The organism is Nocardia sp. NPDC058705 (assembly GCF_042749305.1).
Classification (GTDB): domain Bacteria; phylum Actinomycetota; class Actinomycetes; order Mycobacteriales; family Mycobacteriaceae; genus Nocardia.
Map to the genome: position 1 here is coordinate 309,345 of NZ_JBHYRN010000001.1, position 23,686 is coordinate 333,030.

A 23,686-nucleotide genomic window follows, 5' to 3' on the forward strand; every position below is an offset into this window, starting at 1 on the left:
TAGACCGCCTACCCGGGATTCGGTGAGGCAATCAGCGAATCCCGCCGCGGTGGTTCAGGTTTCGACTTGCGGTCGCGGAGGCAGCTCGTCGACCAGGGACTATGCGAGACTGTGACGGTGAACGATGCTGATGCGGGCAGCTATGTCGAGCCGGGCGAATTCCGGCGCGACACCAACTACATCACCACGCGGATCACCGCGGACGGGCGCGACGGTTATCCCGTCGAACCCGGGCGGTATCGGCTCGTCGCGGCAAGGGCATGCCCGTGGGCGAATCGGACGTTGATCGTGCGCAGGCTGCTCGGGCTGGAACCGGTGCTGTCGCTGGGATTGTGCGGGCCCACCCATGACAAGCTCAGCTGGACCTTCGATCTGGATCCGGGCGAGGTCGATCCGGTTCTCGGCATCCACCACCTGCGCGACGCCTACCTGGCCCGGTTCCCGGATTATCCGCGCGGCATCACCGTGCCCGCGATGGTCGAGATCGCGACCGGGCAGGTCGTCACCAACGACTACGCGCAGATGACCCTCGACTTCTCCACCGAGTGGACCGACTATCACCGGCCGGGCGCACCGCAGCTGTATCCCGAACCGCTGCGCGCGCAGATCGACGAGATCAACCGGGAAGTGTTCCGCGACATCAACAATGGCGTCTACCGGTGCGGTTTCGCCGGCGATCAGGACGCCTACGACGCTGCCTACGTCCGGCTCTTCGCCGCGCTGGACCGGGTCGCCGAGCGGCTGAGCACCCAGCGCTATCTGGTCGGCGACACCATCACCGAAGCGGACGTGCGACTGTTCACCACGCTGGTCCGTTTCGACCCGGTCTATCACGGCCACTTCAAATGCAACCGCACCAAACTCACGGAAATGCCGGTGCTGTGGGCCTATGCCCGCGACCTGTTCCAAACACCCGGCTTCGGCGACACGGTCGACTTCGGGCAGATCAAAGAGCACTACTACGCCGTGCACCGCGACATCAACCCCACCGGGATCATTCCCGCGGGACCGGAGCTGTCGAATTGGCTGACCCCGCACCACCGCGAGGAACTGGGTGGGCGGCCCTTCGGCGACGGCACCCCGCCGCCTCCTCCGATGCCCGCCGAGCAAGTTCCCGCGATCGGCTGAGAAGCCGTCAGCTGTCGCGCAAACGCTCGACCTCGTCGGGTCGGTGTCCGACACGACCGATCAGCGAGGCGAGCAGGAATACGACGGTCAAGATCAGTGCGTGCGCGACGAGGAGCGCCAGCATGGGCAGTGCGAAGCCCTCGTCGGTGAGAACGCCGCGATCGCTGACGCAGTAGAGGGTGTAGTTGGTCGAGGTGCCCTCGGAGTCGTGGAACGTGTCCGAGACGACCACGGGTTCAGTCGCCGGGGGCGCGCAGAACAGCGGTGCGGTGAGTTTCGCTTCGCCCGGCCAGATCGCGACGGCGACGATAATCGTGAGAAACGCCGCGGTGACGACGATCGACACCGCTGATGTCAGAACACGTCGCATGCGCTACACCTGCTCGATGCGCAGGAACGCGCCTGCGCGGTCGAATTCGGCGACCATCTCCGAGCGGGGCGACAAGACATTGGCGACGATGCGGATCTCGCGACCGAACCGGCTCACCACGAGGACGGTTACCTGACCGTCGTGCAGTTCGCTCCGCAGGAGGGCCGTGTCGACGATCTCCTCGATCCTCGACAGTCCCGGCACCTCGCTGACGGTGAAATCCTCGCCGTCGAGGTCGTCGAACGCGGACACCCGGACCGGGCGCGGGGCACTCAGCGCGCCGAGAGTGAACGAGTAATCGTCGAGCTGCCGAGAGCGATCCGGCGGACGAACACGCAGGCGGACCGTGGGCGATCGGGCGGCCAGCACTTCGTCGTCGGCGAGGAACCTGGTGATCTGGGCGGGTTGGTTGTTCAACGTCAGCCGGAACTGGGTCGAATTCGGCGGGGTGAGGACGATGACGTTGACTTCGAGGTCGGTGGCGCCGGTTCGCTGGGCGAGCGCGGCGATGGCTTCCTGCGGGAGCGCGCTCACCAAACCGCCACCGCGGGTGCGGATCCGGTCCTCGAAATCGGCCCGGTCCACCGCGCCCACGCAACCGGTGCTGCCCAGCACGACCAGGCAGATCAAGACCAGCAACCCTCGGCGCACACCCGAATGCTAAGCGCTGCCCCCGGATCGTGCGGGTTTGTCAGCCGCCGAGCGGTTGCAGGACGCGCAGGATGGGGTCGTAGGCCCAGTTCAGCATGCGAGCGGCATCGTCGCGGGCCACAGCGCTGCTGTGATCGGAGCTGTGCAGCACCACACCGATCATCGGAATGCCCCCGCGGACCGTCTCGAACAGCAGGCAGTGACCCGCGGCGTTCGTGCTGCCGGTCTTGATGCCGATGGTGCCCGGGTACTCGTCGAGCATGCGGTTCGTCGTTTCCCAGTGGTGCTCGCGGTTGGCGGGTCCGGCGGGGACGTGGAAGTGGCGTGAGCCGACGATCTCGCGGAACAGCGGCAGGTTCATCGCCCGCACGCCCAGTGCCACGAGGTCGGCCGGGGTGGAATAGGTGGAGTTGTCGGTGGGGTACGGCATGCCTGCCGGATCGCTGAAATGTGTTCCCGCCAGACCCATTACGCGTGCTGTGTCGTTCATTCTGGCGAGGAACCCACCCTGGCCCGGTCCGAACGACTCGGCGACGGCGTAGGCGGCATCGCAGCCCGAGGGCAGCAGCAGCGCGTACAGGAGCTGGCGCGCGGTGAGCACCTCGCCCGCCACCAACCCGGCGGTGCTGCCGTTCTCCCTGGCGCAGTAGGCGCCCGCTTCCTGCGGCACGGTCACCGGTCGTTCGAGGTCGCCGGAGACGATCACGACCACCGCCGTCATCACCTTCGCGATGCTGGCGATCGGGACCGGGGTGTTCGCCTCGCGCGACCACACCACCGTCCCAGTGAGCCCCTCGGCCAGCGCCGCGCCCGACGCCTGCACGCCTTCCGGCCCGCCCGCCGGCCATGGCAGCAGACCATCAGCACTCCCCGACGGCGCACCACCGGCGACACCGTGACCTGCAGCGACGATCAGAACTCCGGCGGTGACGGCGTGCACCATCTTGGCGAATGTCCGCATGGCGACATTCTGGCGCACAAATGCCCCGACCTGCGGGATTTAGCCGCCTCCAATCGAGTCTTCGACGAATTCCGGGGCTCGCGCAAGGTTCGGCATCGGCACCGGGCGTGAGCCCGTGCCTTCGGCTTTCGGTTCGACCGGCGTGCCGTCCGGGAGGTCAGCGGCTCTGCGCCAGGATTTCCACGTAACCGTCCGTGCCGTGGACGCGGATGCGTTGCCCGTCGCGGATCAGCTCGGTGGCGTGTTCGACGCCGACCACCGCGGGGAGTCCGTATTCGCGCGCGATCACCGCACCGTGGGTCATCAGGCCGCCGACTTCGGTGACCAGGCCCGCGATACCGACGAACAGCGGGGTCCAGCTCGGATCCGTGTAGGCGGTGACCAGGATGTCGCCGGGATCGAGGGCGGCCTGGGCGATATCGGAGAGCACGCGGGCGCGGCCTTCGATCGTCCCGGCCGAGACCGCCATGCCGGGCAGTGCGCCGGTCGGTAGGTCCTCGCGCCGGTACACGCCGGTGAGGGCCTCGCCGTCGGAGGTGAGTACGCGCGGTGCGTTGAGCGACTGGTACGAGCGGAACGCGGCTTTGCGTTCGTCGAGGAGCTCCTGGTCTGCTCGGTGCGTGCGCACCACCTCGTGCAGTTCGTCGAATCGCAGGTAGTAGATGTCGTCGGGGTCGCGGAGCACGCCTGCCTGCACCAGCCGTTGCGCCTCGCGCAGGAGGGCCTGCTTGTAGACGAAGTAGCGGCTGACCATGCCGTATTTCGGGTATTCGCGATATCCGGCGAAGGTGCGGACGCGCTCGATCATTCGCGCGGTTTCGGCGGCCTTCTGTTCTCCGTTCGGGAGGGTGCGCAGGCGTTGCAGGACTTCGTGTTTCCAGTGTTCGGCGGCGCGCAGGCCGTCATCGAAACGCCGCTTGCCCGCACCGGGCTCGAAGTTCTCGATATTGCCGAGGATTGTCGGTACGAGGGTGCTGGGACTTTCGGCCCACCGTGGGCGGGTGATGTCGATTTCGCCTGCGCATCGCATGCCGTATTCGTCGAGGAATGCCTCGACCGCGGCGCGTACCTCGCCGCCGCCTGGGTAGTCGGTCAGCCCGTCGAGGAAGTCGTCGTTGTCGATCTGCTCGAGGTAGGTCACCACCTCGGGATGCGGGCGGATCACATCGGCGACATCCAGCAGCGCCAGGCCCATTTCGGCGGTGACGTTGCCGGGAATCGACTGGCTGAGCACGTCGGCGGCGTTCTTCTCCCCCAGCCATTCGAGCAGTTGGGTGTTGAGCCATTCCGTGGCGTCCATCGAGGCCGTGATCATCTGCAATCCCGGCGGTGCGAACAGGACTCGTCGCAATTCGCCTTGGATGTCGGATCGGATGAAGTCGAGCAGCGCCGGTCCGGACAGGTCGCCGATGTCGTGCTTCAGTGCCGCGAGGGAGGCCTCGCTCTGTGCGATCCGCTCGGTGACGATGCCCGGATCGGTCTCGATCGGTGGCGGTGCGTCGCCCTCGGGTGCGGCGGAATGCTCTTCTGGCACTTGGCGAATGAAATCCTTGCGGTCGAGCACGGTGTGCAGTGCGTCGCCCATCAGCGGGTCGGACTTGCCGAGGCCCGCAGCCAGGGCGGCGCCTTTCGCCGGTGAGGACATCATCGCGGTGACATCGACGAACAGTCGACCGCCCGCGTCGCGCATGGGCGCATTGCTCGTCAACTGCCACACCGACAGGCCGAGCGGTTTCATCGCGTCGGTCATCATCTGCTGATGGCCGACCGACACGTAGACGTGGTTCTCGCCGTCGTCGGCGTGCGGAATCGGGAACAGGGTGGTGATCGGCCTGCTCTGCACGATGCGGAACTGCTCTCCGTCACAACACCATTCGATGTCCTGGGGTGTGCCGAAGTGCGCTTCGATGCGGCGGCCGAGTTGCGCGAGCCGCAGCACCTCGTCGCCGGAGAGCACCGGCTCGTTCTGTCGCTCCGGTGCGATGTCGCGCACACGCGTTCCGCCCGACGGCACCGGCTCGACGGCGACCTTCTTGGTGGCGATCGTCGCGGTGATGATGTGGTCGTCGCGGACCTGGTAGAGATCGGCGTTCACGAGACCGGACACCAGCGCCTCGCCGAGGCCGTAACCAGCGTCGATGGTCACGACCCGCCGATCGGAGGTAACGGGGTCGACCGTCATGAGAATGCCTGCGGCGCGCGCGAACACCATCCGCTGCACGACCACACCCATCTGAATGTTCTTCTGGTCGAACCCGTTTCGCAGCCGATAGGTCACAGCCCGCTCGGTGAACAACGAAGCCCAGCACCGCTTGACATGTTCGAGGATCGCCTCCGGCCCCACAATATTCAGGTACGTGTCCTGCTGACCGGCGAACGATGCCGTCGGCAGATCCTCGGCCGTCGCACTCGACCGCACCGCATAGGCGCCGTCGACGCCGAGCCCGGCATGCGCGTCGAGGATCGCGGCCGCCACCTCGTCAGGAACGACCACCTCCTCGAGCGCATGCCGAAGCTGCCCGCTCACCATCGAAATCGCCTCCCGCTCCCCCGGCTCGAGCCGTGACAACTCGTCGAGCCGATCATCGAGCCCGTCCACTCCCGCCACCGTGCGCGCGAACGCCTCCGTCGTCACGCAGAATCCCGCAGGCACCTCCACCCCACCGATGCGCGACAACTCACCGAGGTTCGCCGCCTTCCCTCCAACGATCGCCCCCTGCGTCGCATCGACCTCACCGAACCCGAGCACATAAACCATCTCGCCACTCCTCACCTGCCGATTCGGTCTTTCGCGAGCGATTATGGACCACGATTCAGCGTCTCATGAGGGCCTGAAATCGTGTATACAGTAGAAGGGGGAAGCGACGACGAGTCGAGAAGCTGACGACCTTCCGTCAGTGGCAAGCCGGCCCTTGGGGCAAACTCCGATACACCACGGCGGCCGCCAATCTGACGCCTCATCTCCCCCGCACCGGCCTGCGGGTACTCGATGTCGCCGGCGGCAACGGCCTCGACGCCATCGAGCTCGCCGCCCGCGGCCACCGATGGACACACGGGAGGTCGATGTCGACAGCCTCGGTAAGACCTTCCGGCACCAGCTCATCGCGAGGCCTGCCGCCGTGGGTGAATCGCACTGAAGCGGCAAGCGTCGCGATTTCCCTACTGTTGCAACACCTCTCCGTCAGGCACGAGATCGGTGACCGCCGCGCCTGTCGCCGAGTCGTAGGGGTACGACACGTGCTGGTGGACGAGGACCCAGCGGCCGCCGCGGCGGCGAAAGACCCGGGTGCCGCGTGACCAGGAGCGGTCGAGGTGGCCGTTCGCGCCTTCGGCGGTCATGAAGTTCAGACCCCACACCACGGCGAGATCGCCGCGGACCTGCACTTGCATCTCGGGAACATCCCAGGTGACGCGACCGGGTGCGGACTCGAGTCCGCGGCGGCATACCTCGCGAACGTTGTCGACGCCGGTGTAGCGCAGCGGCGCGTCGTGTTCATAGGATTCGACGTCGTCGGCGATTTCGACCATCAGGCTGTCCAGGTCCTTTTGCGCTGTCGCGGTGAACCACCGCTGGTGCAGGGCGCGGATCTCCTCGACGTCGGCGGTCGGGTCGGCGGTTGTGTCCGGGAACGAATGGTGTTCGTGGGCGATCACCCATCGGTCTCCTTCCTTGCGAAGGCCGAGGGTGAGGCGAAGGCGCGTATCCGGTTCGGCGGCAAGCTCTTCCGGCGAGCCGCACCGCAGTAGTGCGTGCGCGAAGGCCACGTCGGCGCCTGCGGTCACCTCCAGTTCGACGATGTCGAACGCCGCGCCGTTCGCGAGCCAGGTGAAGAACGGTGGCCACGTCCGGCGGTAGGCGTCGATGCCGCGGACGCCGTTCTGCGGGGGTGGAACGTCGAACATGACGATGTCGGACGTGTGGTCGGCCAGCACGGTGTCGAGGTCGCCTTCGCGGACGGCGGCGGCCCACTCGTGGATCAGGGTGCGGATCTGGGTTTCGTCGTGCGACATGACGGTCTCCCTTCGGTGTGCCGAGGTCTCGGCAGGTGGGAAGGTCCCACTACCGATATGACCCCGCGTGGGGCGCCGAAGTAATCGTCGGGCGCAAAATTACTCGGCTACGACGGCGGGAAGCCCGAAACGGGGAAACAGCGCCGGGTCAAGGAACGACACCACCTCGGTGATCGCGCCGTCGCGCAGGGTCAGCACATCGAGGGCCATTGCCGCGAAGACCGACTGTTCGTCGTCCCACCAGTAGGTGCCGAACGCGGGTTGGCCGTTCGCCACCGTCGGCAGGAAACGCCACCGCCAACGCAGCGGGCCGGTGACCAGGAAGTCCTGGATCGCGGCGTGCCCGGCAAACCATTCGGGCAGCGGCGGCATGGCGTATCGGGCGTCGGCGGCGAGCAGCGCGACGATGCCGTCCACGTCGGCGTCCTCCCAGGCGGCGGCGTAGCGCTGGGCGAGTTGTCGGGCCTGCGGATCGTCGGGCGCTTGCGACGGCGCATTCTGTCCGATACCGGCGCGGGCGCGTTGCAGGGCGCTGTTGGCTGCGGCCACGGTCACGTCGAGCAATTCGGCGGTCTCACTCGCCGTGAACCCGAGGACATCGCGCAACAGCAACGCACCGCGCTGCACTCCAGGAAGCTGCTGGACCATGGCCACGAAGGCCAATTCGACAGACTCGCGCGCGGTGTACCGGGCTTCCGGTCCGGGCTCGGCGCCGATACCCGGATAGGGTTCGAGCCAGATCCGTTCGGCCGCAGGCGAATCCGGTGCGGTGTCCATGGGAAGTTCGCGACGGCCACGCCGCTCGAGCATGGTCAGGCAGCGATTCGTGGCGATCTTGTACAGCCATGGCCGGAACTTCTGTGTATCGGCGAGGTTCTCGCGCGAGCGCCACGCGCGCAGCAATGCCTCTTGCAGCGCGTCGTCGGCATCGTGCACCGAGCCGAGGAGCCGGTAGCAGTGCACGTGCAGTTCCGCGCGCAGCGGACCGACGAGGCGATCGAACTCGGCGCGCGCAGCAGCGGAATCATCGACGCTGTCCACCCTCCCGATCATGGCACACCCGCACTGTCTGTACCGGCGGCAAACCGCACCTTCCCGGTTTCCGATCCGGAGGGCGACCCGATCGGCGTCCAGCCGCGAGTGGTTGCTGCACTGTGGGACAACAGTTTTCACACACAGAACAGCCGCCTGACGGGCCGTCTTGGTAGAGTTGCCAACAGATTGCAGATGCCGAAGTTTTCACTTCGCACGCCGATCCAAGACATCCGCGACATCGAATATTTGACAGATCAGCAAGTACACAGCATCCCTGCGCCGGACGCACACGACGTGGTGTCGACCGCATCCACCGGTACTGCCCGTGAGGACACAATGGTCACCGAGAACCACTGCGATACCCCGCTCGCATCCCCCGCACCCGAGAGCCCGCCCGTACCCGAGATCCAGGGTCCCGCCGCGCCGGAACCGCCCTCGTGGGCAGCCCCTGCCCTCCTCTTGTCGATCCTGATGCTCGGTCTCGATCTGGTGGCCCTGATACCGCTCGGCGCCTGGATGCGCGACTACGGCATCGGCCTGGTGTGCTCGATCTACCTGGTGCACGTGCTGGCATCGACCGCACTGGCAGCCTGGACCGTGACCCAGCTTCCCGTTCTCGCACTGGACACCGACCTCCAGGACTAGCGCCCGGCCCCTGACACGTCGATTCTGAATTCTCGGCCAACACCTGGTTCATCGCGCCTTCGAACCTGTCGCCGACCGTCCGCTGGTGGCACGATGGGGGTGGGAGTTGGCTGATCTACACGGAGCGACGCTGCACCATGACCGAAACCCGCCGACCGGGCTCCTCCGGCAGCTTGCGAACACTCGGCGGCGACCTGGTCAATATCCGACTCATCGTGCTGGCGTTGACAATTGGTGCGATTCAGCTGTTCGTTGTCCCGCTGGTGCTGCTGCCACGTGACACCGCGTGGGGCTGGCTGCTGTTACCGCTAGCGTTCACCACCACCCCGTTCTGGTCGCTGATCCACGAGTCCGTACACGGGTCGCTGCTACGGGATCGGACCCGCAACGACCAGATGGGACGACTGCTGGCGGTGGTGTACGGGTCACCGTTCGCGATGCTGAAAGTCGGCCACCTGCTGCATCATCGCTACAGCCGGGTCCGCGAGCGCAGCGAGATCTACGATCCGGCGAAGATCAGTCGACGGCGTGCCGCTGTCCCTTTCTATCTCACCCTCTTCGGCGGCCTATACGCGCTCGAAGTGGTCACCCTGCTGCTCGGGGTGCTGCCTGAACGCGCCATTCGCGCGCTGGGACGCTGGGTGGACGCACCGGATTCGATCGGCGGCCTGGTGCTCGAACGAGTCGCGCGACCGGCGGTGCTGGGAAAGTTCCGCACCGACGCCGCCGCGATCGTCGCCGTCCACACCGCCGCCTTCCTCGCCTACGGCCCGCACAGCTGGATGCTGCTCGCCGCGATCGGCGCCCGCGCACTGATCATCTCCCTCTCCGACAACGCCTACCACTACGCGACCGACCTCGAATCACCCAGAGCGGCAATGAACCTGCGTCTCCCCCGCACACTCGAACACTTCGCCCTCAGCTTCAACCTCCACGACGTGCATCACCGACACCCCGGCCTGCGCTGGTACGAACTGCGCACCCGATTCGACGCCGAAGGCAGCAACTATCACCTCGGCTGGTTCACCGCGGTCGCCCGCCAACTCCGCGGCCCGATCCAATTGCGTTGAGCGCGCTCATCGCAGGTCTAGGTCGGTGACGGTCTCGGGACCGAGTGCGATGCGGGCGTGCCAGGTCGGCGGCTTCCACCGATCGGGAGCACTGCCCTGGTAGCGGGCCTCGAGGTCGATATAGCGAGCACCGTCCACTTCGGCGGCCACGAATCGGTAGTCGTACCAGGAGAGGGTCGACCCGGTCGGCACGTGGAATTCGGTGCTGTTTCCGGTGTCGCTCGCATCTCTGGCCTCGAGTTCACGGACCAGAATCGGCACCGCCGCATAGAGTTCCAGGCTGCTCGCGCCGACGAATCTGTCCGCCGGATACAGGCCGGTCCAGGTAGCCGGATCGGCGAGCACCACCTTCTGGAGCGGTTCCACGACAGCACGATCCGACGGGGCCCGATCGGATGCCGGCGCACTGCAACCGGATTGACCGCGCAACAGTGCGTTCATCGTCACGAAGACCGAGGTGGGCTGTCCGGACCCCGGTGCCGCCCCCGTCGTCCAGTGGGGTCGGGTGTACTTGTTCTGTCCGGCCATCAGCTCCATCACCGTGGCCACTTCGGAGCCTTCGATGGTCGCGCACAGCACCCGCCCGTAACCGCCGACGCCAAGGGCGCGCTGCGTCAGTGGCGTAGCGAACGGCCATCTGATCGGTACGGGCAGCCGATCGCCATCTCTGGGCACCGCGGGCTGGAACCCGATATCGATGGCGGCCGGCGTGTACGGCGCGCGTCGCTGCTCCGTGAGTTCTTCGTTGTCGGGAAGTTCTCGCAAACGGTCGATCACCCCTGCCAACCGGCGCATTTCACCATTGTCCGATCGCGAACCGGGCTTGGTGTCCAAGCCGTAGACCGACACACCGACCGGCTGGTCGAAGTTCGCGTACACCGACGTCGTCGGCTGGTCCGTCCAGGTCGTGCGCTCGCGGTAGTGGGCATCGTTGAACGAGACAGCACCGATCCACGCACGCACCTGTTCGATGCCCTTCTCGGTGAGCCGCGCCCAGTAGACACCGAGCATGCTCGGCTCGGCACCGCGGCCCACGGTGGTGAAAACCGTGCCGTCACGGCGCAATTCGAAGAAGGGTGCGCGCTGACTCCCGACCAGCTCGGTCTGCAGGAACCCGGGCGACTCCGTCACCGACACCAACACATCCGCCGCACGCGCCGGCGGCGGATCGTCCTCCCCTCGACCGGACGGACTGGACGCGCTGAGCAACGACATCACGATGAGCATCGCCCCGAGTACTGCCGATCGGTAGGCCATAACCGACCGTAACCCGCTGCTTTCCGACGTGCCGACGGGATTGTCACAGGCACGTTCGTCTCTGTGATCTGCCACAGCCGAGTGGCCGCCCGATTCCGATGGTCGCATCATGGAGAGATCGCCGACTCGCAGACCTGGGGCATCTGCCGGTCCCGTGCCATCGATGCCGCGTATCCGGCGAGGCTGCCCATGTTTCGAGGAGTCCGCCGATGAGTCACGCATTCTTTCGGGCAGTACCTAGTGGTCGCACGGAGGTCCTTCATCCCGAACCCGAGGCAGGTAGTGGCTGGGTCGGCGGGCAGTTGCGCGGTATGGCGGTGGGAGCGGTCCTGGCTCGCGCGGTGGAACGGGAACTGTTCGTTCGTGAGCGGACCGACTTGCGACCGGTGCGGTGGACACTTGATCTGTTCCGCCCAGTGTTCATGCGGCCCTGCACAATTCGCGTCGACGTCGTTCGAGACGGGCGCCGCCTGGCACTGTTGGATGCGATCCTGATCCAAGACGATCGACCGGTCGCCCGCGCCAGCGCGCTCTGTCTACGCCCCGGGCCGACACCGGAGGGCAGCTGCTGGTCGCCGACAACGACCGCCGCACCGCCGCCTGCTGGCCGGGAGCCCTCGCCCGATCAGGATCGCGTGTACTTCAGCGAAGTAGAAGGGTGGAGTCCGCAGGCCCACACTCACCACAACCCCGCGCGGACCGGGATCTGGCACCGTCCGATCACGGTTGTGGTCGGTGAACGACCGACTCCCTTCCAGTTCGTCGCGGGGCTGGCCGATGTGACGAATGTGGTCACCAACCTCGGCAGCTGCGGCCTGGAATACATCAATGCCGACGCCACTCTCACCTTGTCTCGGCTTCCCGAGGGAGAGGAAGCAGGACTGGTCACCCTCGACCGGATGGCCGAGGACGGAATCTCGGTAGGCACTGCCGCGATGTACGACCGGCACGGCGTATTCGGCACCGCCACAGTAAGTTCCATCGCCAATGCCCACGGTCCCGCCGACCTGGGAGCTATCGGAACTCCGTCATCCAGCCTCGCCGCCGGATAAACGACACCGTCCGACGTAGTGATCTCGTAGCTCGGGCTCGTAGGCTTGCGCTATGGCACACGACTCCGAACAGCCCGTGGACATCAAGCCGCGCTCCCGCGATGTCACCGACGGACTCGAGAAAACTGCCGCGCGCGGCATGCTTCGCGCGGTGGGAATGGGTGACGAGGACTGGGTCAAACCGCAGATCGGGGTGGCCTCGAGCTGGAACGAGATCACCCCGTGCAACCTCTCGCTCGACCGGCTGGCCAAGGCGGTCAAGCGCGGCGTCCACGCGGCGGGTGGATTCCCGCTCGAGTTCGGCACGATCTCGGTGTCCGACGGCATCTCGATGGGGCACGAGGGGATGCACTTCTCGCTGGTCAGCCGGGAGATCATCGCCGACTCCGTCGAGACCGTGATGATGGCCGAGCGCCTCGACGGGTCGGTGCTGCTCGCAGGGTGCGACAAGAGTCTGCCGGGCATGCTGATGGCCGCCGCGCGGCTGGACCTGTCGAGTGTCTTCCTCTACGCGGGTTCGACCCTGCCCGGCAATATCGACGGCAAGGACGTCACGATCATCGACGCGTTCGAAGCGGTCGGCGCTTGCATCAAGGGGCTGATCACCCCCGCCGAGGTCGATCGGATCGAGCGTGCGATCTGTCCCGGCGAAGGCGCGTGTGGCGGCATGTACACGGCCAACACCATGGCCTCGGCCGCCGAGGCGCTCGGGATGAGCCTGCCAGGGTCGGCCGCTCCGCCCGCGCCGGACCGTCGCCGCGACGACTACGCCGAGAAGTCCGGCGAGGCCGTTGTCGGGTTGCTGCGCAAGGGGATCACCGCACGCGACATCATGACGATGGAGGCGTTCGAGAACGCCATCACCGTTGTCATGGCGCTCGGCGGGTCGACCAACGCCGTGCTGCACCTGCTGGCCATCGCCCGTGAGGCCGGTGTCGGCCTCACCCTCGCCGACTTCAACCGGATCGGCGACAAGGTGCCGCACCTGGGCGATCTCAAGCCGTTCGGTCGCTACGTGATGAACGATGTCGACAAGGTCGGCGGCATCCCCGTCGTGATGAAAGCCCTGCTGGACGCCGGTCTCATGCACGGCGACGTCATGACCGTCACCGGCGCGACCATGGCCGAGAACCTCGCCCACATCGAACTCGGCCTCGACGGTGACGTGATCCGCCGCCTCGATCGCCCGATCCACCGGACCGGCGGACTCACCATCCTGCACGGCTCGCTCGCCCCCGAAGGTGCGGTCGTGAAGAGCGCCGGTTTCGACTCCGACGTCTTCCGCGGCACGGCCCGGGTGTTCGACGGGGAACGCGCGGCGATGAACGCCCTCGAAGACGGCACGATCGTGGCAGGCGACGTGGTCGTCATCCGCAACGAGGGCCCCAAGGGCGGCCCCGGCATGCGCGAGATGCTCGCCATCACCGGCGCCATCAAAGGCGCGGGCCTCGGCAAAGACGTCCTACTGCTCACCGACGGCCGATTCTCCGGCGGCACAACAGGATTGTGCGTAGGCCACGTCGCCCCCGAAGCCGTCGACGGCGGCCCGATCGCCTTCGTCCGCGACGGTGACCCGATCATCCTCGACGTCGCCAACCGCATCCTCGACGTCGAGATCGACGACAACGAACTCGCCGCCCGCAAGATCGGCTGGGAGCCACTGCCACCCCGCTACACCTCGGGCGTGCTGTCCAAGTACCGCAAGCTCGTCAGCTCGGCCGCCCACGGCGCCGTCACCGGCTGATCCGGCAGGGGCCGACGGGTTGCTCCCGTCGGCCCCTCGCACGCGATAACCGGGCGACGCCGGCCCTCCTCCGAGCCCATAATGACCGGCGTGGAAGCAGTCGAAGTCGTTGTCGCCCACCACGAGCGCGCGACCTTACGCGTCGGCGAGGTGTTCCTGAAGATCGACGCCGATCAGCGCAACACCGACGTCGAGGTCGACGCGATGGCCATGGCGCCGATCCCGACGCCGGAAGTCCTGTGGCGCAAGCCGCCCGTGCTCGCGCTCGCCGCCCTCCCTGGGACGCCGCTCGGCCACCTCGGTGTGCCGTCGACCGCGTCGTCGGCGGCGTGGTTCGCGGCGGGTACCGCGGTGCGGATGCTGCACGACGCACCGCTACCGCCATGGCCGGGTCGCAGCGTCGACGACCTCACGCTGGAACTCGACGGCGAATGCGAGTGGCTTCTCACGAACGGGGTTCTTCCCGCCGACCTGGTCGCCCACAATCGCCGGATAGCCGAGGCCGCGCTCCGGTCGTGGGCGCCGGTGTTCACCCACTGCGACCTCCAGGTGGCCCACGTGTTCGTCGACGGCGACGAGGTCACCGGCGTGCTCGATTGGTCCGAGGCGGCCCGCGGCGATGCCTTGTACGACCTGGCCACCCTGACGCTCGGCCACGAAGAACACCTCGGTGACGTCGTCGCCGGGTACGGCACCGACGTCGACCTCGACGTGATCAGCGCGTGGTGGTCGTTGCGCAGCCTGCGCGGAGTCCGATGGCTGGTCGAGCACGGTTTCGACCCGAACGCGCCGAGATGCGAGGTCGACGTCCTGCGGACCCAGGCGATTCGACACTGACCGGACCCCGAACGTTTCGCGGCGGTGTCTACCGCTCGGTCACGAAGGGCGCTACTCTAAAACGAGAGCACTGATCTCGCAATGATGATCGGGCCATCTCGAGGAGCGCGTTTTGTCCGTCTCTGATCTCGCATCACGTCCCAATCGACGAGTTCGCTCGGGCGCCTTGGCGTTCGCGTTCGCCGGAGTCCTGTTTCTGATCTACGAGGTGGCCGCGCCGCGCGTCACCGACCAGACCTCGCTCGAAGCCGCCGAGTCATGGGCCAGTGCGGGCTGGGCCGTGGCACACCTTGCCGCGATTGTCGGACTGATCCTCATTCCGCTCGGCTACGGCGCACTGCGCAGGTATTTCGAGGGCACCCGCAACGAGAACTCGGCGGCTCTCGCCGCGACTATCGGGTACATCGGGTCGGCCTTGACGATCTCGTACTACGGCGCGGAAGTGTACGGGCTCAAAGCGATCGGGCAGCGTGCCGTCACCGACAACGATGCCACGATGGCCGAGGTCGGCAATGCTTTCCGGAACGACTCGACCGCCGTCTCCGTCTTCGTGATCGGCCTCGCACTGATCGCGGTCGCCGCGGTGCTCGCCGCGATGGCGGTGTGGCGTTCGGGCACTCTCCACCGCTGGAGCGGCGTCCCACTGGCCGCGCTGCTGGTCACCATGCTGCCGCAGTACTTCCTGCCGCACGCAGGCCGGATCGTCTGGGGCGCGCTCGTGGCAGTGGCTGCATTGTGGCTTGCGATGCAAATGTGGAAGGCCGACGCGGGCGCACCCCAGGTTAGTTAGGTTAGGTTTACTTCTGCTACGTTCCCAGTGCGTCTCCGGTACGGATGTGGTCCTCGACCAAGCGTGATCGTGCGGGGCGACATCCACTGGACGAGCAGAAGGCACTGACGAACGTGAAGAAATCCGTGGGCCGGATCGGCCTCGTGTGCGTCACCGCCGCACTGGCGAGTGTGCTCGTCGCCTGTGGGCAATCCGAACAGGTCGGCGAGACCGGCACCGCGGTCGGCGGGGAAGGCAGCACGAGCTACCCGCTCACCGTCGACAACTGCGGTATGAAGATCACCCTCGACGCCGCACCGCAGCGCGTGGTGTCGCTGGATCAGGGCTCGACCGAGATCCTGCTCTCCCTCGGTCTCGGCGACCGCGTGGTCGGAACCGCCTCGTGGACGGATCCGATCCGCGAGAACCTGGCGGCGGCGAACGCCTCCGTCCCCCGGCTCGCCGACAACGCACCGACCTATGAGGTCGTCCTCGACGCCGACCCGGACTTCGTCACCGCCTCGTTCGGCAGGCACTTCAAGCAGGGCGGGGTCGCCGAGCGCGCCCGCTTCGCCGAGACCGGGATCGAGTCCTACCTCTCGCCCACCGATTGCGACAACGGGGTGAGCATCAACGGCGGCGGCAAGCGCACCACACCGCTGACGATGGAGTCGCTGTACCAGGAGATCCGCGAGCTCGCCGCGGTGTTCGACGTGAACGCGCGCGGCACGAAGCTCATCGACGAACTGCGCGCCCGCGAGGCCGCCGCCATCGCCGGAATCAACCGGTCGAACGTGTCGACGGCGTTCTGGTTCGCCGACACCCAGAGCCCCTACATGGCGGGCGGTCTCGGCTCGGCGAACCTGCTCGCGAGCACGGTCGGCGCCACCAACGCCTTCGCGGATCTGACCGACGACTGGAGCGCCGTCGGCTGGGAGACCGTGCTGGAACGCAACCCGCAGGTGCTCGTCCTCGGCGATCTGCTGCGCAACCGCTTCCCCGGCGACCGACTGGCCGACAAGACCGCCTTCCTCGAATCCGATCCGGTGACACGGGATCTGCAGGCCGTGCGCGCTAAGCGCTACATCGCCCTGCACGGCGCGGAGATGAACCCGTCGATCCGCGCGGTCGACGGCCTCGAGAAGGTCGCCGCAGGCCTTCGCGACCTGAAGGTGCCGAACTGACCGCCACCCGCGCCGACACCGCCCCCGAATCCGTTCGGCGCCGCCCTTGGGTCGTCGCGGCGCTGATCCTCGGCGGCATCGTCGCGCTCGCGTTGTCCATCCTTGTCGCGGTCATCCTCGGCCCGGCCGACATCTCGGCGGTGAACGTCCGCGACGTGCTGCTCAATCACCTCGGACTCACCGACGTCCCGGTGCGGGTGTCGAAGAACGCCATCGTCTGGGAGGAGCGCCTGCCCCGCGCGCTGGTGGCCGCCGCGTGCGGTGCCGGACTCGGCATCTGCGGCGTGATCATGCAGTCGTTGCTGCGCAACCCGCTCGCCGACCCGTTCGTCCTAGGGATCTCCTCCGGTGCGTCGACCGGTGCCGTGATCGTCGGAGTGCTCGGCGTCGGCGGGGCCGCGCTCGGTCTGTCCGGCGGTGCGTTCATCGGCTCGCTGGTCGCGTTCGGGCTGGTGCTGTTGCTCGCTCGCATGTCCGGCGGGAGCAACGACCGGGTCATCCTCGCCGGCGTCGCGAGCACGCAGTTGTTCTCGGCGTTGACCTCGTTCGTCATCTTCGCCTTCGCCGATTCCGACGAGACCAGGGGCGTGATGTTCTGGCTGCTCGGATCGCTCGAAGGCGTCCGCTGGGACGACGTCCTGCTGTGCGCGGTGGTGGTTCTCCTCGGAACGGCCGTGTGCCTGTACTTCGCCCATGTGCTCGATGCCTTCTCGTTCGGTGACGATGTCGCGGCCTCGCTCGGCATCGCCGTCGGGCGGGTCCGGCTCATGCTCCTGCTGGTCACGGCGCTGATCACCGCCACTCTGGTCAGTGTCGCGGGCGCGATCGGGTTCGTCGGACTCGTGCTCCCGCACGCGGCACGGTTCCTGGTCGGCCCCCGACACAGCCGGTTGATTCCCACGACCGCATTGCTGGGTGCGGTGTTCATGGTGTGGGTCGACGCGGGCTCGCGCGTCGCCTTCGCGCCCACCCCGTTGCCGGTGGGTGTGGGCACCGCCCTGGTCGGTGTCCCCGCGTTCATCGTCATCCTGTCCCGGCGAAGGAGTGCGCAATGACCCTGCACGCCGATGCGGTCACCTGGAATCGGGGCGGCGCGCTCGTCGTCGACGGGGTCTCGGTGACGCCGTCGCCGGGCGAGACCGTCGGTCTGCTCGGTCCGAACGGGTCGGGCAAGTCGTCGCTGCTGCGCCTGCTGAACGGTGTCGTGCGACCGACCTCGGGTGTGGTCACCCTCGACGGCAACGACCTCGCGACCACCAAGCGCAAGGAGATCGCGCGGGCGGTGGCCGTGGTGAGCCAGCACGCCGACACCGACGTCGACATCACGGTCCGCGATGTCGTTCGCCTCGGACGCATCCCCCACCGCGGCACGTTCGGCGGAAATCAGTCCGCCGACGACGCGGCGGTGGCCGACGCGCTCGAGCACACCGGCCTCACCACCAAGGCCGACCGGCTCTGGCACCGACTCTCCGGCGGGGAGAAGCAGCGCGTGCAGATCGCCCGTGCCCTCGCCCAGCAACCACGCGAACTGCTGCTCGACGAGCCGACCAACCACCTCGACATCCACCATCAACTGGAGTTGCTCGCACTGGTCACCCGGCTGCCGGTCACCAGCGTGATCGCCCTGCACGACCTCAACCTCGCGGCCATGTTCTGCGACACCGTGATCGTGCTGAAGGACGGCCGCGTCGTGGCGGGTGGACCGCCCGCCGAGGTGCTGACGTCGGAGTTGATCGCCCAGGTCTACAACGTTCGCGCCGAGGTGATCGTCGACGAGGCCAAGGGGCGGCTGTCCATTCTGTTCGAGCCGGGGCCGATTCCCGTCGTCGTGCACTGAGGCCGGCGTGCCCGATACCACTCACCGCAGCCGGTGGTCGCTGCTGACGAACCTGGCGGCCGCGAACCCGGCCGTTCGGCTGCTCGTCCTCACCCAGCTCGCGTTCAATGTGGGCTTCTTCATGGTGCTGCCGTATCTGTCGGTGTACCTGTCGGAGGACCTCGGTCTGCGTGCGGCGTTCGTCGGCGCGGTGCTCGGGCTACGGACTTTCGCGCAGCAGGGGCTGTTCTTCGTGGGCGGCTCGCTCGCGGATCGGTGGGGTGTGAAACCGGTGGTGGTCACCGGGTGCGTGTGCCGGATTCTCGGTTTCCTCGGGTTGGCGTGGTTCACCTCCGTTGCGGGCATCGTGGTCGCGACCGTCCTGATCGGGTTCGCGGGGGCATTGTTCTCCCCGGCTGTCGAAGGCGCGCTCGCCACCGCCGCGGGCGACGGCCCGTCCCGCACCGATGCCTTCGCGCTGTTCTCCGCCTTCGGTCAGATCGGCGCGTTCACCGGTCCGCTGCTCGGGTCGCTGCTGCTGGTGGTCGATTTCGCTGTCGTGTGCCTGGTCGCGGCCGCGGTCTTCGTCGCGATCCTGCTGGCGCACCTGCGGTGGCTACCCGCACGACCCGGCGCCCACGCCGGCGGAACCTGGGTCGACGGCTGGCGAGAAGTCCTCGCGAACAAGACCTTCCTGATATTCGCGGTCGCGATGAGCTCACAACTGGTGGCATACAACCAGATGTATCTGCTGCTGCCGCTGGAGGTCGAGCGCGCGTGGGGGTCGCAGGCTCCGCTGGGCTGGTACTTCGCGCTGTCCTCCCTGTTCGTCGTCGTCGCCCAGTTGCCCGTCACCCGGCGGGCGCGCACTGCCGCGGCCCTACCCGTGGGGCTGACGGTGATGGCCGCGGCCTTCGTGGTGATGGCACTGCTCGCGCCCGCGCGCCTGCACGGCGTGGCCGGGCTGATCCCGGCCGCGGCGTTCGTCCTGCTCTTGGCGCTCGGGCAGATGATCGTCATCCCGGTCTCGCGAGATCTGGTGCCGCGCATGGCCGGCAATCGTCGCCTCGGGTCCTACTACGGGCTCCTCGCCTCCATCGGCGGAATCGGCGTGCTGGTCGGCTCGGTGGTCATCGGGGTCCTGGTCGACGTGATGCCGAGCGACGGCCCATGGGCCGCCATACCGTGGTGCGCCGTTGCCGCAGCCCTACTGGCGAGCGCTCTGGTGCTGCGGCACGGAAACCGGTGATACCCGCGATCTTCGGGAACACTCGATGTCATGAAACCCCTTGTCTGCGAAGCGACCGACACCGATCCACTCCTGGTCACCACTCTCGACGCCTGGCGGTCGGCAGGTGAGCAACTGCCCGACGACGACCGGACCACCTGGGCCGCCGACGACGAGTCCGCGCTCCTGATCGCCGACACGCTGCCCGCCACCGAACAGGTCCTCGTCGGCACGCGCGATGCGTCGGTCACCACTGGACACCGATCCATCGGCGACATCCGGTGGGCACGGCGTGGCCCCGCAGGCCGCCACACCGAACTCCTGCACCGGCCGGCGACCGCCGAAACCCTCGATCTACTGCCACATCCCGAAGGTGGCTGGTTTCGCGAAACCTGGCGCAGTGCCCACACTTTCGCCCCCACCGACTATCCGGGCACACGCGCCGCCGCGACCGGAATCCTGTTCCTCCTGCCCCCGAACGAGCAGTCGATCTGGCACGCAGTGCGCTCTGACGAACTCTGGATGTGGCACCGCGGCGGACCACTGGAACTTCTGCTCGGCGGCGACGGCGACGCACCCGCCACGACCGAAACCGTGATCCTAGGACCCGCCATCGAATCAGGGCATCGCGTGCAGCAACTCGTCCCGGCAGGCAACTGGCAGGCCGCCCGGCCCTCTGGCGGCGAGGAGGTCCTGGTCAGCTGCGTGGTCGCGCCGGGCTTCGATTTCGAGGATTTCCGGAGCTGAGACGGGGGTCGCTGCCTCTCGTAGCGCGGCGGGGTTATAGTTGCATCATGCAACACCAGTCGGGTGGATGGTCGCCCGAGCTCGTCGCGGTTCACGACGCGCTCACCCAGATCGTCCGCGAAACCATTGCGGGGCACCCCGCAACGGAGGGAATCCCTTCGTTCGCGCAGCGGTCGGCGTTGTCGTATATCGAGCGGAATCCGGGCTGTCGCGCGACCGAACTCGCTGAGGCATTCGGTGTGCATCGCTCGACGGTGTCGCGACAGTTGCGAACCTGCATCGACGCGGGCTGGGTGACGGCGGGTGAGGGCAGTCTGCGCGCGGGCTATCCCCTGACCTTGACCGCGGCGGGCCGCAAGGCGCACGAGGCCTCGATCCAGCAGGACCTCGCCCTGCTCAGTGAGCGCATGAACGACTGGACCGCCCACGACATCGCCGACTTCGCCGACGCGCTGCGGCGTTTCCAGCATCCCGATCAACCCCTTGGAGGCGAGCATGCGTGAGTTCACCGCGCCGGCCACATTCACCATCACCGAGGACGAGACCATCGTCGCCTCGGTCTACACCCAGGCCGAGCAGTTCCCGCAGCGGGTGCTATTCTCCCGGCCCGCCGGTGATCGCTGGCTCGATATCACTGCCGAGGAGTTCGCGCGCCTGGTGTCGGCGGTCGCGAAAGGCTTGATCGCCAACGGAATTCAGCCCGGCGACCGGGTGGTGCTGCTGTCGGCGACCCGCTTCGAGTGGACGCTGTTCGACTTCGCGATCTGGGCCGCCGGTGCGGTCACCGTCCCGGTCTACGACTCGTCGTCGGCCGACCAGGTGCGCTGGATCCTCGAGGATTCGGGCGCGGCGCTCGCGATCGTGGAGACCACTCGACACAAGGACCTGCTCGCGGACGCACCGGAAACGCTGCGACGAACGGTGGTCATCGACGACGGCGCCGAAGCCACACTGATCGCCGACGGCACCGACCTCCCCGCCGACCGCCTGCAAGAACGGCTCGACGGCCTGCGCGCCGACGACCTCGCCTCGCTGGTGTACACCTCCGGCACCACCGGCCGCCCCAAGGGCTGCATGCTCACCCATCGCAACTTCCTCTCGGAAGTCCGCGGCATCCTGACCGCCAGTATCGGCGAGGTCGCCCATCCCGGGCAGCGCATTCTCACCTTCCTGCCGCTCGCGCACGTGCTCGCCAGGGCGGTGTCGCTCGCAGCGTTCGAATCCGGCACCACTCAGGCGCACTGGTCGGACTTCAAGACGATCACCGAACAGTTCACCCGCTTCCGGCCGAATGCGATCCTGGGCGTGCCGCGGGTGTTCGAGAAGGTGCGTGACGGCGCGGAGAAGACGGCGCGCGAAGGCGGCAAGGTCAAGGCTGCGGTGTTCCGATTCGCCGAGCAGACCGCGGTTCGGTGGAGTGAAACGTTGGATCACACCGGCGGATTCGCGAAACAGCCGTCGCTGCTCCTGCGTGCGCAGTACGCGCTGTGTGACCGGCTGGTCTACACCCCGCTGCGGGATGCACTCGGCGGTGACTGCGAGTACGTCATCTCCGGCGGCGGGGCGCTGACACCTCGGCTCGGACACTTCTTCCGCGGAATGGGCGTGCCGGTCTACGAAGGCTACGGCCTGACCGAGTCCACCGCGGCGCACTGTGTGAACGTGCCGGGAGCAGTCAAGATCGGCTCGGTGGGACATCCCTTGGGCGGCAACGCCGTGCGCATCGCCGACGACGGCGAGATCGAGTTGGCCGGCGGAATCGTGTTCGCCGGGTACTGGCATAACGAAGACGCCACCGCCACCGCGCTACACGACGGCTGGTTGCGCACCGGCGACCTCGGCGCCATCGACTCCGACGGGTTCCTGTCGATCACCGGCCGCAAAAAGGACCTCCTGGTTACCGCGGGCGGCAAGAACGTCTCCCCCGGCCCGATGGAAGACCGCATCCGCTCCCACGCGCTGATCTCGCAAGCCGTCGTGATCGGCGACGGTCGCTCGTTCATCACCGCACTGATCACCATCGACCCGGAAGCTTTCACGACCTGGAAGACCGCGGCCAACCGCCCGGCCGACGCCACCATCGCCGACCTGCGCACGGATCCGGCGCTGCTGGCCGAAGTGCAGCAGGCGATCGACGACGCCAACAGCACTGTCTCCCATGCCGAATCGATCAAGAAGTTCGCCGTCCTCGACCGCGACCTCACCGAGGAATCCGGCGAACTCACCGCCACGATGAAAGTGAAGCGGCACGTGGTCGCCGAACGATTCGCCGACGACATCGACAAGCTGTACCGAGCCTGAATCACTCCGCGCACTTCGCGCCTTGGGGTGTGCGCGGATCACCTAGGGTCGAACTGTGACCGCAGAACTGTCCGGCCTCACCGTCCGCATCGACACCGGCCGCTGGAGCGGAACAGTGCTCACCGACGTCGATCTCACCGTGCCCCCGGGTCGGATCACCGCCGTGCTCGGCGGACCCGGCGCCGGAAAGACCATGCTCGCCTGCGCCCTCACTGGGCGTTTGCCCACCACCGCGCGATACGAGGGACGCATCTCGATCAACGGTGCGGTTGTCGGCGGTCAGCAGACGCTGGGCGAGAACGTCGTCGGTTACGTGCCCCAAGAAGGCGTCACCGCCTTCGCGACCGACACAACAGTGGGCGCACAGTTGCAGTCGCTGCAACGACGACACGGGGCGTGGAGCGTCGAACGAGCGTGCGCCGCAGCGCAATACCCCACCGACACCTCGGACCTGCTCCCCCGTCAACATTCGGGTGGTCAGATCCAACGCGCCGCACTCGCCGCCGCCTTACTGCCCGCCCCGCCCGTCCTCATCGCGGACGGCCCCACCAACTCCCTCGATGCGGGAACGGCCTACGGAGTGTGGCGCTCACTACGTGACTACGCCGACTCCGGCGCCGCAGTACTCGTGGTCAGCAACGAGGTACAGATCCTGGCCCACGGCGGCTTCGCCGACCAGATGGTGATCTTGGACCGGGGCCGAGTTCTCGCCGCGGGCACGGTCGCGGAACTGACGGAATCGACCGACATGTTCGTGCGGGCGCTCCTCACATCGACCTTCTGACGATGCCGTCGGCCACGTGGACTGTGCCAGGAAGTTCGCGCCGCCCGATTCCACACACCACTCGACATCGGCCCACCCAGTATTGTGAATCGTTCA

22 protein-coding genes are annotated in these 23,686 nt (G+C 67.3%); 15 read left to right on the forward strand and 7 right to left on the reverse strand.

What is annotated here, in order from left to right; all coding sequences use genetic code 11:
• The first annotated feature begins 117 nt into the window (after positions 1-117).
• Positions 118-1,128, forward strand: coding sequence for a glutathione S-transferase family protein (locus ACFW6D_RS01450; RefSeq protein WP_379323616.1), 1,011 nt, complete (start codon positions 118-120; stop codon positions 1,126-1,128).
• A gap of 7 nt (positions 1,129-1,135) precedes the next feature.
• Here the strand turns inward: ACFW6D_RS01450 and ACFW6D_RS01455 are convergent, their stop codons facing one another.
• From ACFW6D_RS01455 to ACFW6D_RS01480, 6 genes are all read right to left on the reverse strand, one after another.
• Complete coding sequence (locus ACFW6D_RS01455; protein ID WP_379323618.1) at positions 1,136-1,498, reverse strand: hypothetical protein; 363 nt, start codon at positions 1,496-1,498, stop codon at positions 1,136-1,138.
• A gap of 3 nt (positions 1,499-1,501) precedes the next feature.
• Complete coding sequence (locus ACFW6D_RS01460) at positions 1,502-2,149, reverse strand: hypothetical protein (protein WP_379323620.1); 648 nt, start codon at positions 2,147-2,149, stop codon at positions 1,502-1,504.
• A gap of 40 nt (positions 2,150-2,189) precedes the next feature.
• Positions 2,190-3,110: a D-alanyl-D-alanine carboxypeptidase family protein gene (locus tag ACFW6D_RS01465; protein ID WP_379323622.1), complete on the reverse strand. Its 921-nt coding sequence runs from the start codon at positions 3,108-3,110 to the stop codon at positions 2,190-2,192.
• Positions 3,111-3,267: 157 nt separating this feature from the next.
• Positions 3,268-5,868: a rifamycin-inactivating phosphotransferase gene (gene rph / locus ACFW6D_RS01470; RefSeq protein ID WP_379323624.1), complete on the reverse strand. Its 2,601-nt coding sequence runs from the start codon at positions 5,866-5,868 to the stop codon at positions 3,268-3,270.
• Between the two features lie 401 nt (positions 5,869-6,269).
• Positions 6,270-7,121 carry a YybH family protein gene (locus tag ACFW6D_RS01475; protein WP_379323626.1) on the reverse strand — a complete coding sequence of 284 codons (852 nt, stop codon included), beginning with the start codon at positions 7,119-7,121 and terminating at the stop codon, positions 6,270-6,272.
• A 99-nt stretch (positions 7,122-7,220) separates the two neighbouring features.
• Positions 7,221-8,162, reverse strand: a complete 942-nt coding sequence (locus ACFW6D_RS01480) for a sigma-70 family RNA polymerase sigma factor (protein WP_379323628.1) — start codon at positions 8,160-8,162, stop codon at positions 7,221-7,223.
• Between the two features lie 186 nt (positions 8,163-8,348).
• Between ACFW6D_RS01480 and ACFW6D_RS01485 the strand changes: the two genes are divergently transcribed.
• The gene (locus tag ACFW6D_RS01485; RefSeq protein WP_379323630.1) at positions 8,349-8,801 is read left to right on the forward strand and encodes a hypothetical protein; all 453 of its coding nucleotides are present in this window, start codon (positions 8,349-8,351) and stop codon (positions 8,799-8,801) included.
• A gap of 137 nt (positions 8,802-8,938) precedes the next feature.
• Positions 8,939-9,871: a fatty acid desaturase family protein gene (locus ACFW6D_RS01490; RefSeq protein WP_379323632.1), complete on the forward strand. Its 933-nt coding sequence runs from the start codon at positions 8,939-8,941 to the stop codon at positions 9,869-9,871.
• A gap of 6 nt (positions 9,872-9,877) precedes the next feature.
• Here ACFW6D_RS01490 and ACFW6D_RS01495 read toward each other — a convergent pair whose 3' ends face one another.
• Positions 9,878-11,128, reverse strand: a complete 1,251-nt coding sequence (locus ACFW6D_RS01495) for a hypothetical protein (RefSeq protein WP_379323634.1) — start codon at positions 11,126-11,128, stop codon at positions 9,878-9,880.
• 209 nt (positions 11,129-11,337) lie between these two features.
• On the opposite strand from ACFW6D_RS01495, the gene ACFW6D_RS01500 reads away from it, so the two are divergent.
• The 12 genes from ACFW6D_RS01500 (at position 11,338) to ACFW6D_RS01555 (ending at position 23,590) form a co-directional block, all read left to right on the forward strand.
• Positions 11,338-12,180 carry an acyl-CoA thioesterase domain-containing protein gene (locus ACFW6D_RS01500; RefSeq protein ID WP_379323636.1) on the forward strand — a complete coding sequence of 281 codons (843 nt, stop codon included), beginning with the start codon at positions 11,338-11,340 and terminating at the stop codon, positions 12,178-12,180.
• A 52-nt stretch (positions 12,181-12,232) separates the two neighbouring features.
• Complete coding sequence (ilvD, locus tag ACFW6D_RS01505; RefSeq protein ID WP_379323638.1) at positions 12,233-13,924, forward strand: dihydroxy-acid dehydratase; 1,692 nt, start codon at positions 12,233-12,235, stop codon at positions 13,922-13,924.
• 90 nt (positions 13,925-14,014) lie between these two features.
• Complete coding sequence (locus tag ACFW6D_RS01510; protein WP_379323640.1) at positions 14,015-14,761, forward strand: phosphotransferase family protein; 747 nt, start codon at positions 14,015-14,017, stop codon at positions 14,759-14,761.
• Between the two features lie 112 nt (positions 14,762-14,873).
• Complete coding sequence (locus ACFW6D_RS01515; RefSeq protein WP_379323642.1) at positions 14,874-15,551, forward strand: hypothetical protein; 678 nt, start codon at positions 14,874-14,876, stop codon at positions 15,549-15,551.
• Positions 15,552-15,664: 113 nt separating this feature from the next.
• The gene (locus tag ACFW6D_RS01520) at positions 15,665-16,714 is read left to right on the forward strand and encodes an ABC transporter substrate-binding protein (RefSeq protein WP_379323644.1); all 1,050 of its coding nucleotides are present in this window, start codon (positions 15,665-15,667) and stop codon (positions 16,712-16,714) included.
• 92 nt (positions 16,715-16,806) lie between these two features.
• Positions 16,807-17,769, forward strand: a complete 963-nt coding sequence (locus ACFW6D_RS01525) for a FecCD family ABC transporter permease (protein WP_379323646.1) — start codon at positions 16,807-16,809, stop codon at positions 17,767-17,769.
• A complete protein-coding gene (locus tag ACFW6D_RS01530; protein ID WP_379323648.1) occupies positions 17,766-18,551 on the forward strand; it encodes an ABC transporter ATP-binding protein in 786 nt (261 codons plus the stop codon). The genes ACFW6D_RS01525 and ACFW6D_RS01530 overlap by 4 nt, the downstream gene beginning before the upstream one ends.
• A gap of 7 nt (positions 18,552-18,558) precedes the next feature.
• Positions 18,559-19,779 carry an MFS transporter gene (locus tag ACFW6D_RS01535; protein ID WP_379323650.1) on the forward strand — a complete coding sequence of 407 codons (1,221 nt, stop codon included), beginning with the start codon at positions 18,559-18,561 and terminating at the stop codon, positions 19,777-19,779.
• A gap of 300 nt (positions 19,780-20,079) precedes the next feature.
• The gene (locus ACFW6D_RS01540) at positions 20,080-20,505 is read left to right on the forward strand and encodes a cupin domain-containing protein (protein ID WP_379324215.1); all 426 of its coding nucleotides are present in this window, start codon (positions 20,080-20,082) and stop codon (positions 20,503-20,505) included.
• Between the two features lie 47 nt (positions 20,506-20,552).
• Positions 20,553-21,008 (forward strand): MarR family winged helix-turn-helix transcriptional regulator, encoded by a 456-nt coding sequence (locus ACFW6D_RS01545; protein WP_379323652.1) that lies wholly within the window; start codon positions 20,553-20,555, stop codon positions 21,006-21,008.
• A complete protein-coding gene (locus ACFW6D_RS01550; RefSeq protein WP_379323654.1) occupies positions 21,001-22,806 on the forward strand; it encodes an AMP-dependent synthetase/ligase in 1,806 nt (601 codons plus the stop codon). Before ACFW6D_RS01545 ends, ACFW6D_RS01550 begins: the two co-directional genes overlap by 8 nt.
• Positions 22,807-22,861: 55 nt before the next feature.
• Positions 22,862-23,590 carry an ATP-binding cassette domain-containing protein gene (locus ACFW6D_RS01555; protein WP_379323656.1) on the forward strand — a complete coding sequence of 243 codons (729 nt, stop codon included), beginning with the start codon at positions 22,862-22,864 and terminating at the stop codon, positions 23,588-23,590.
• The last annotated feature ends 96 nt before the right edge of the window (positions 23,591-23,686 follow it).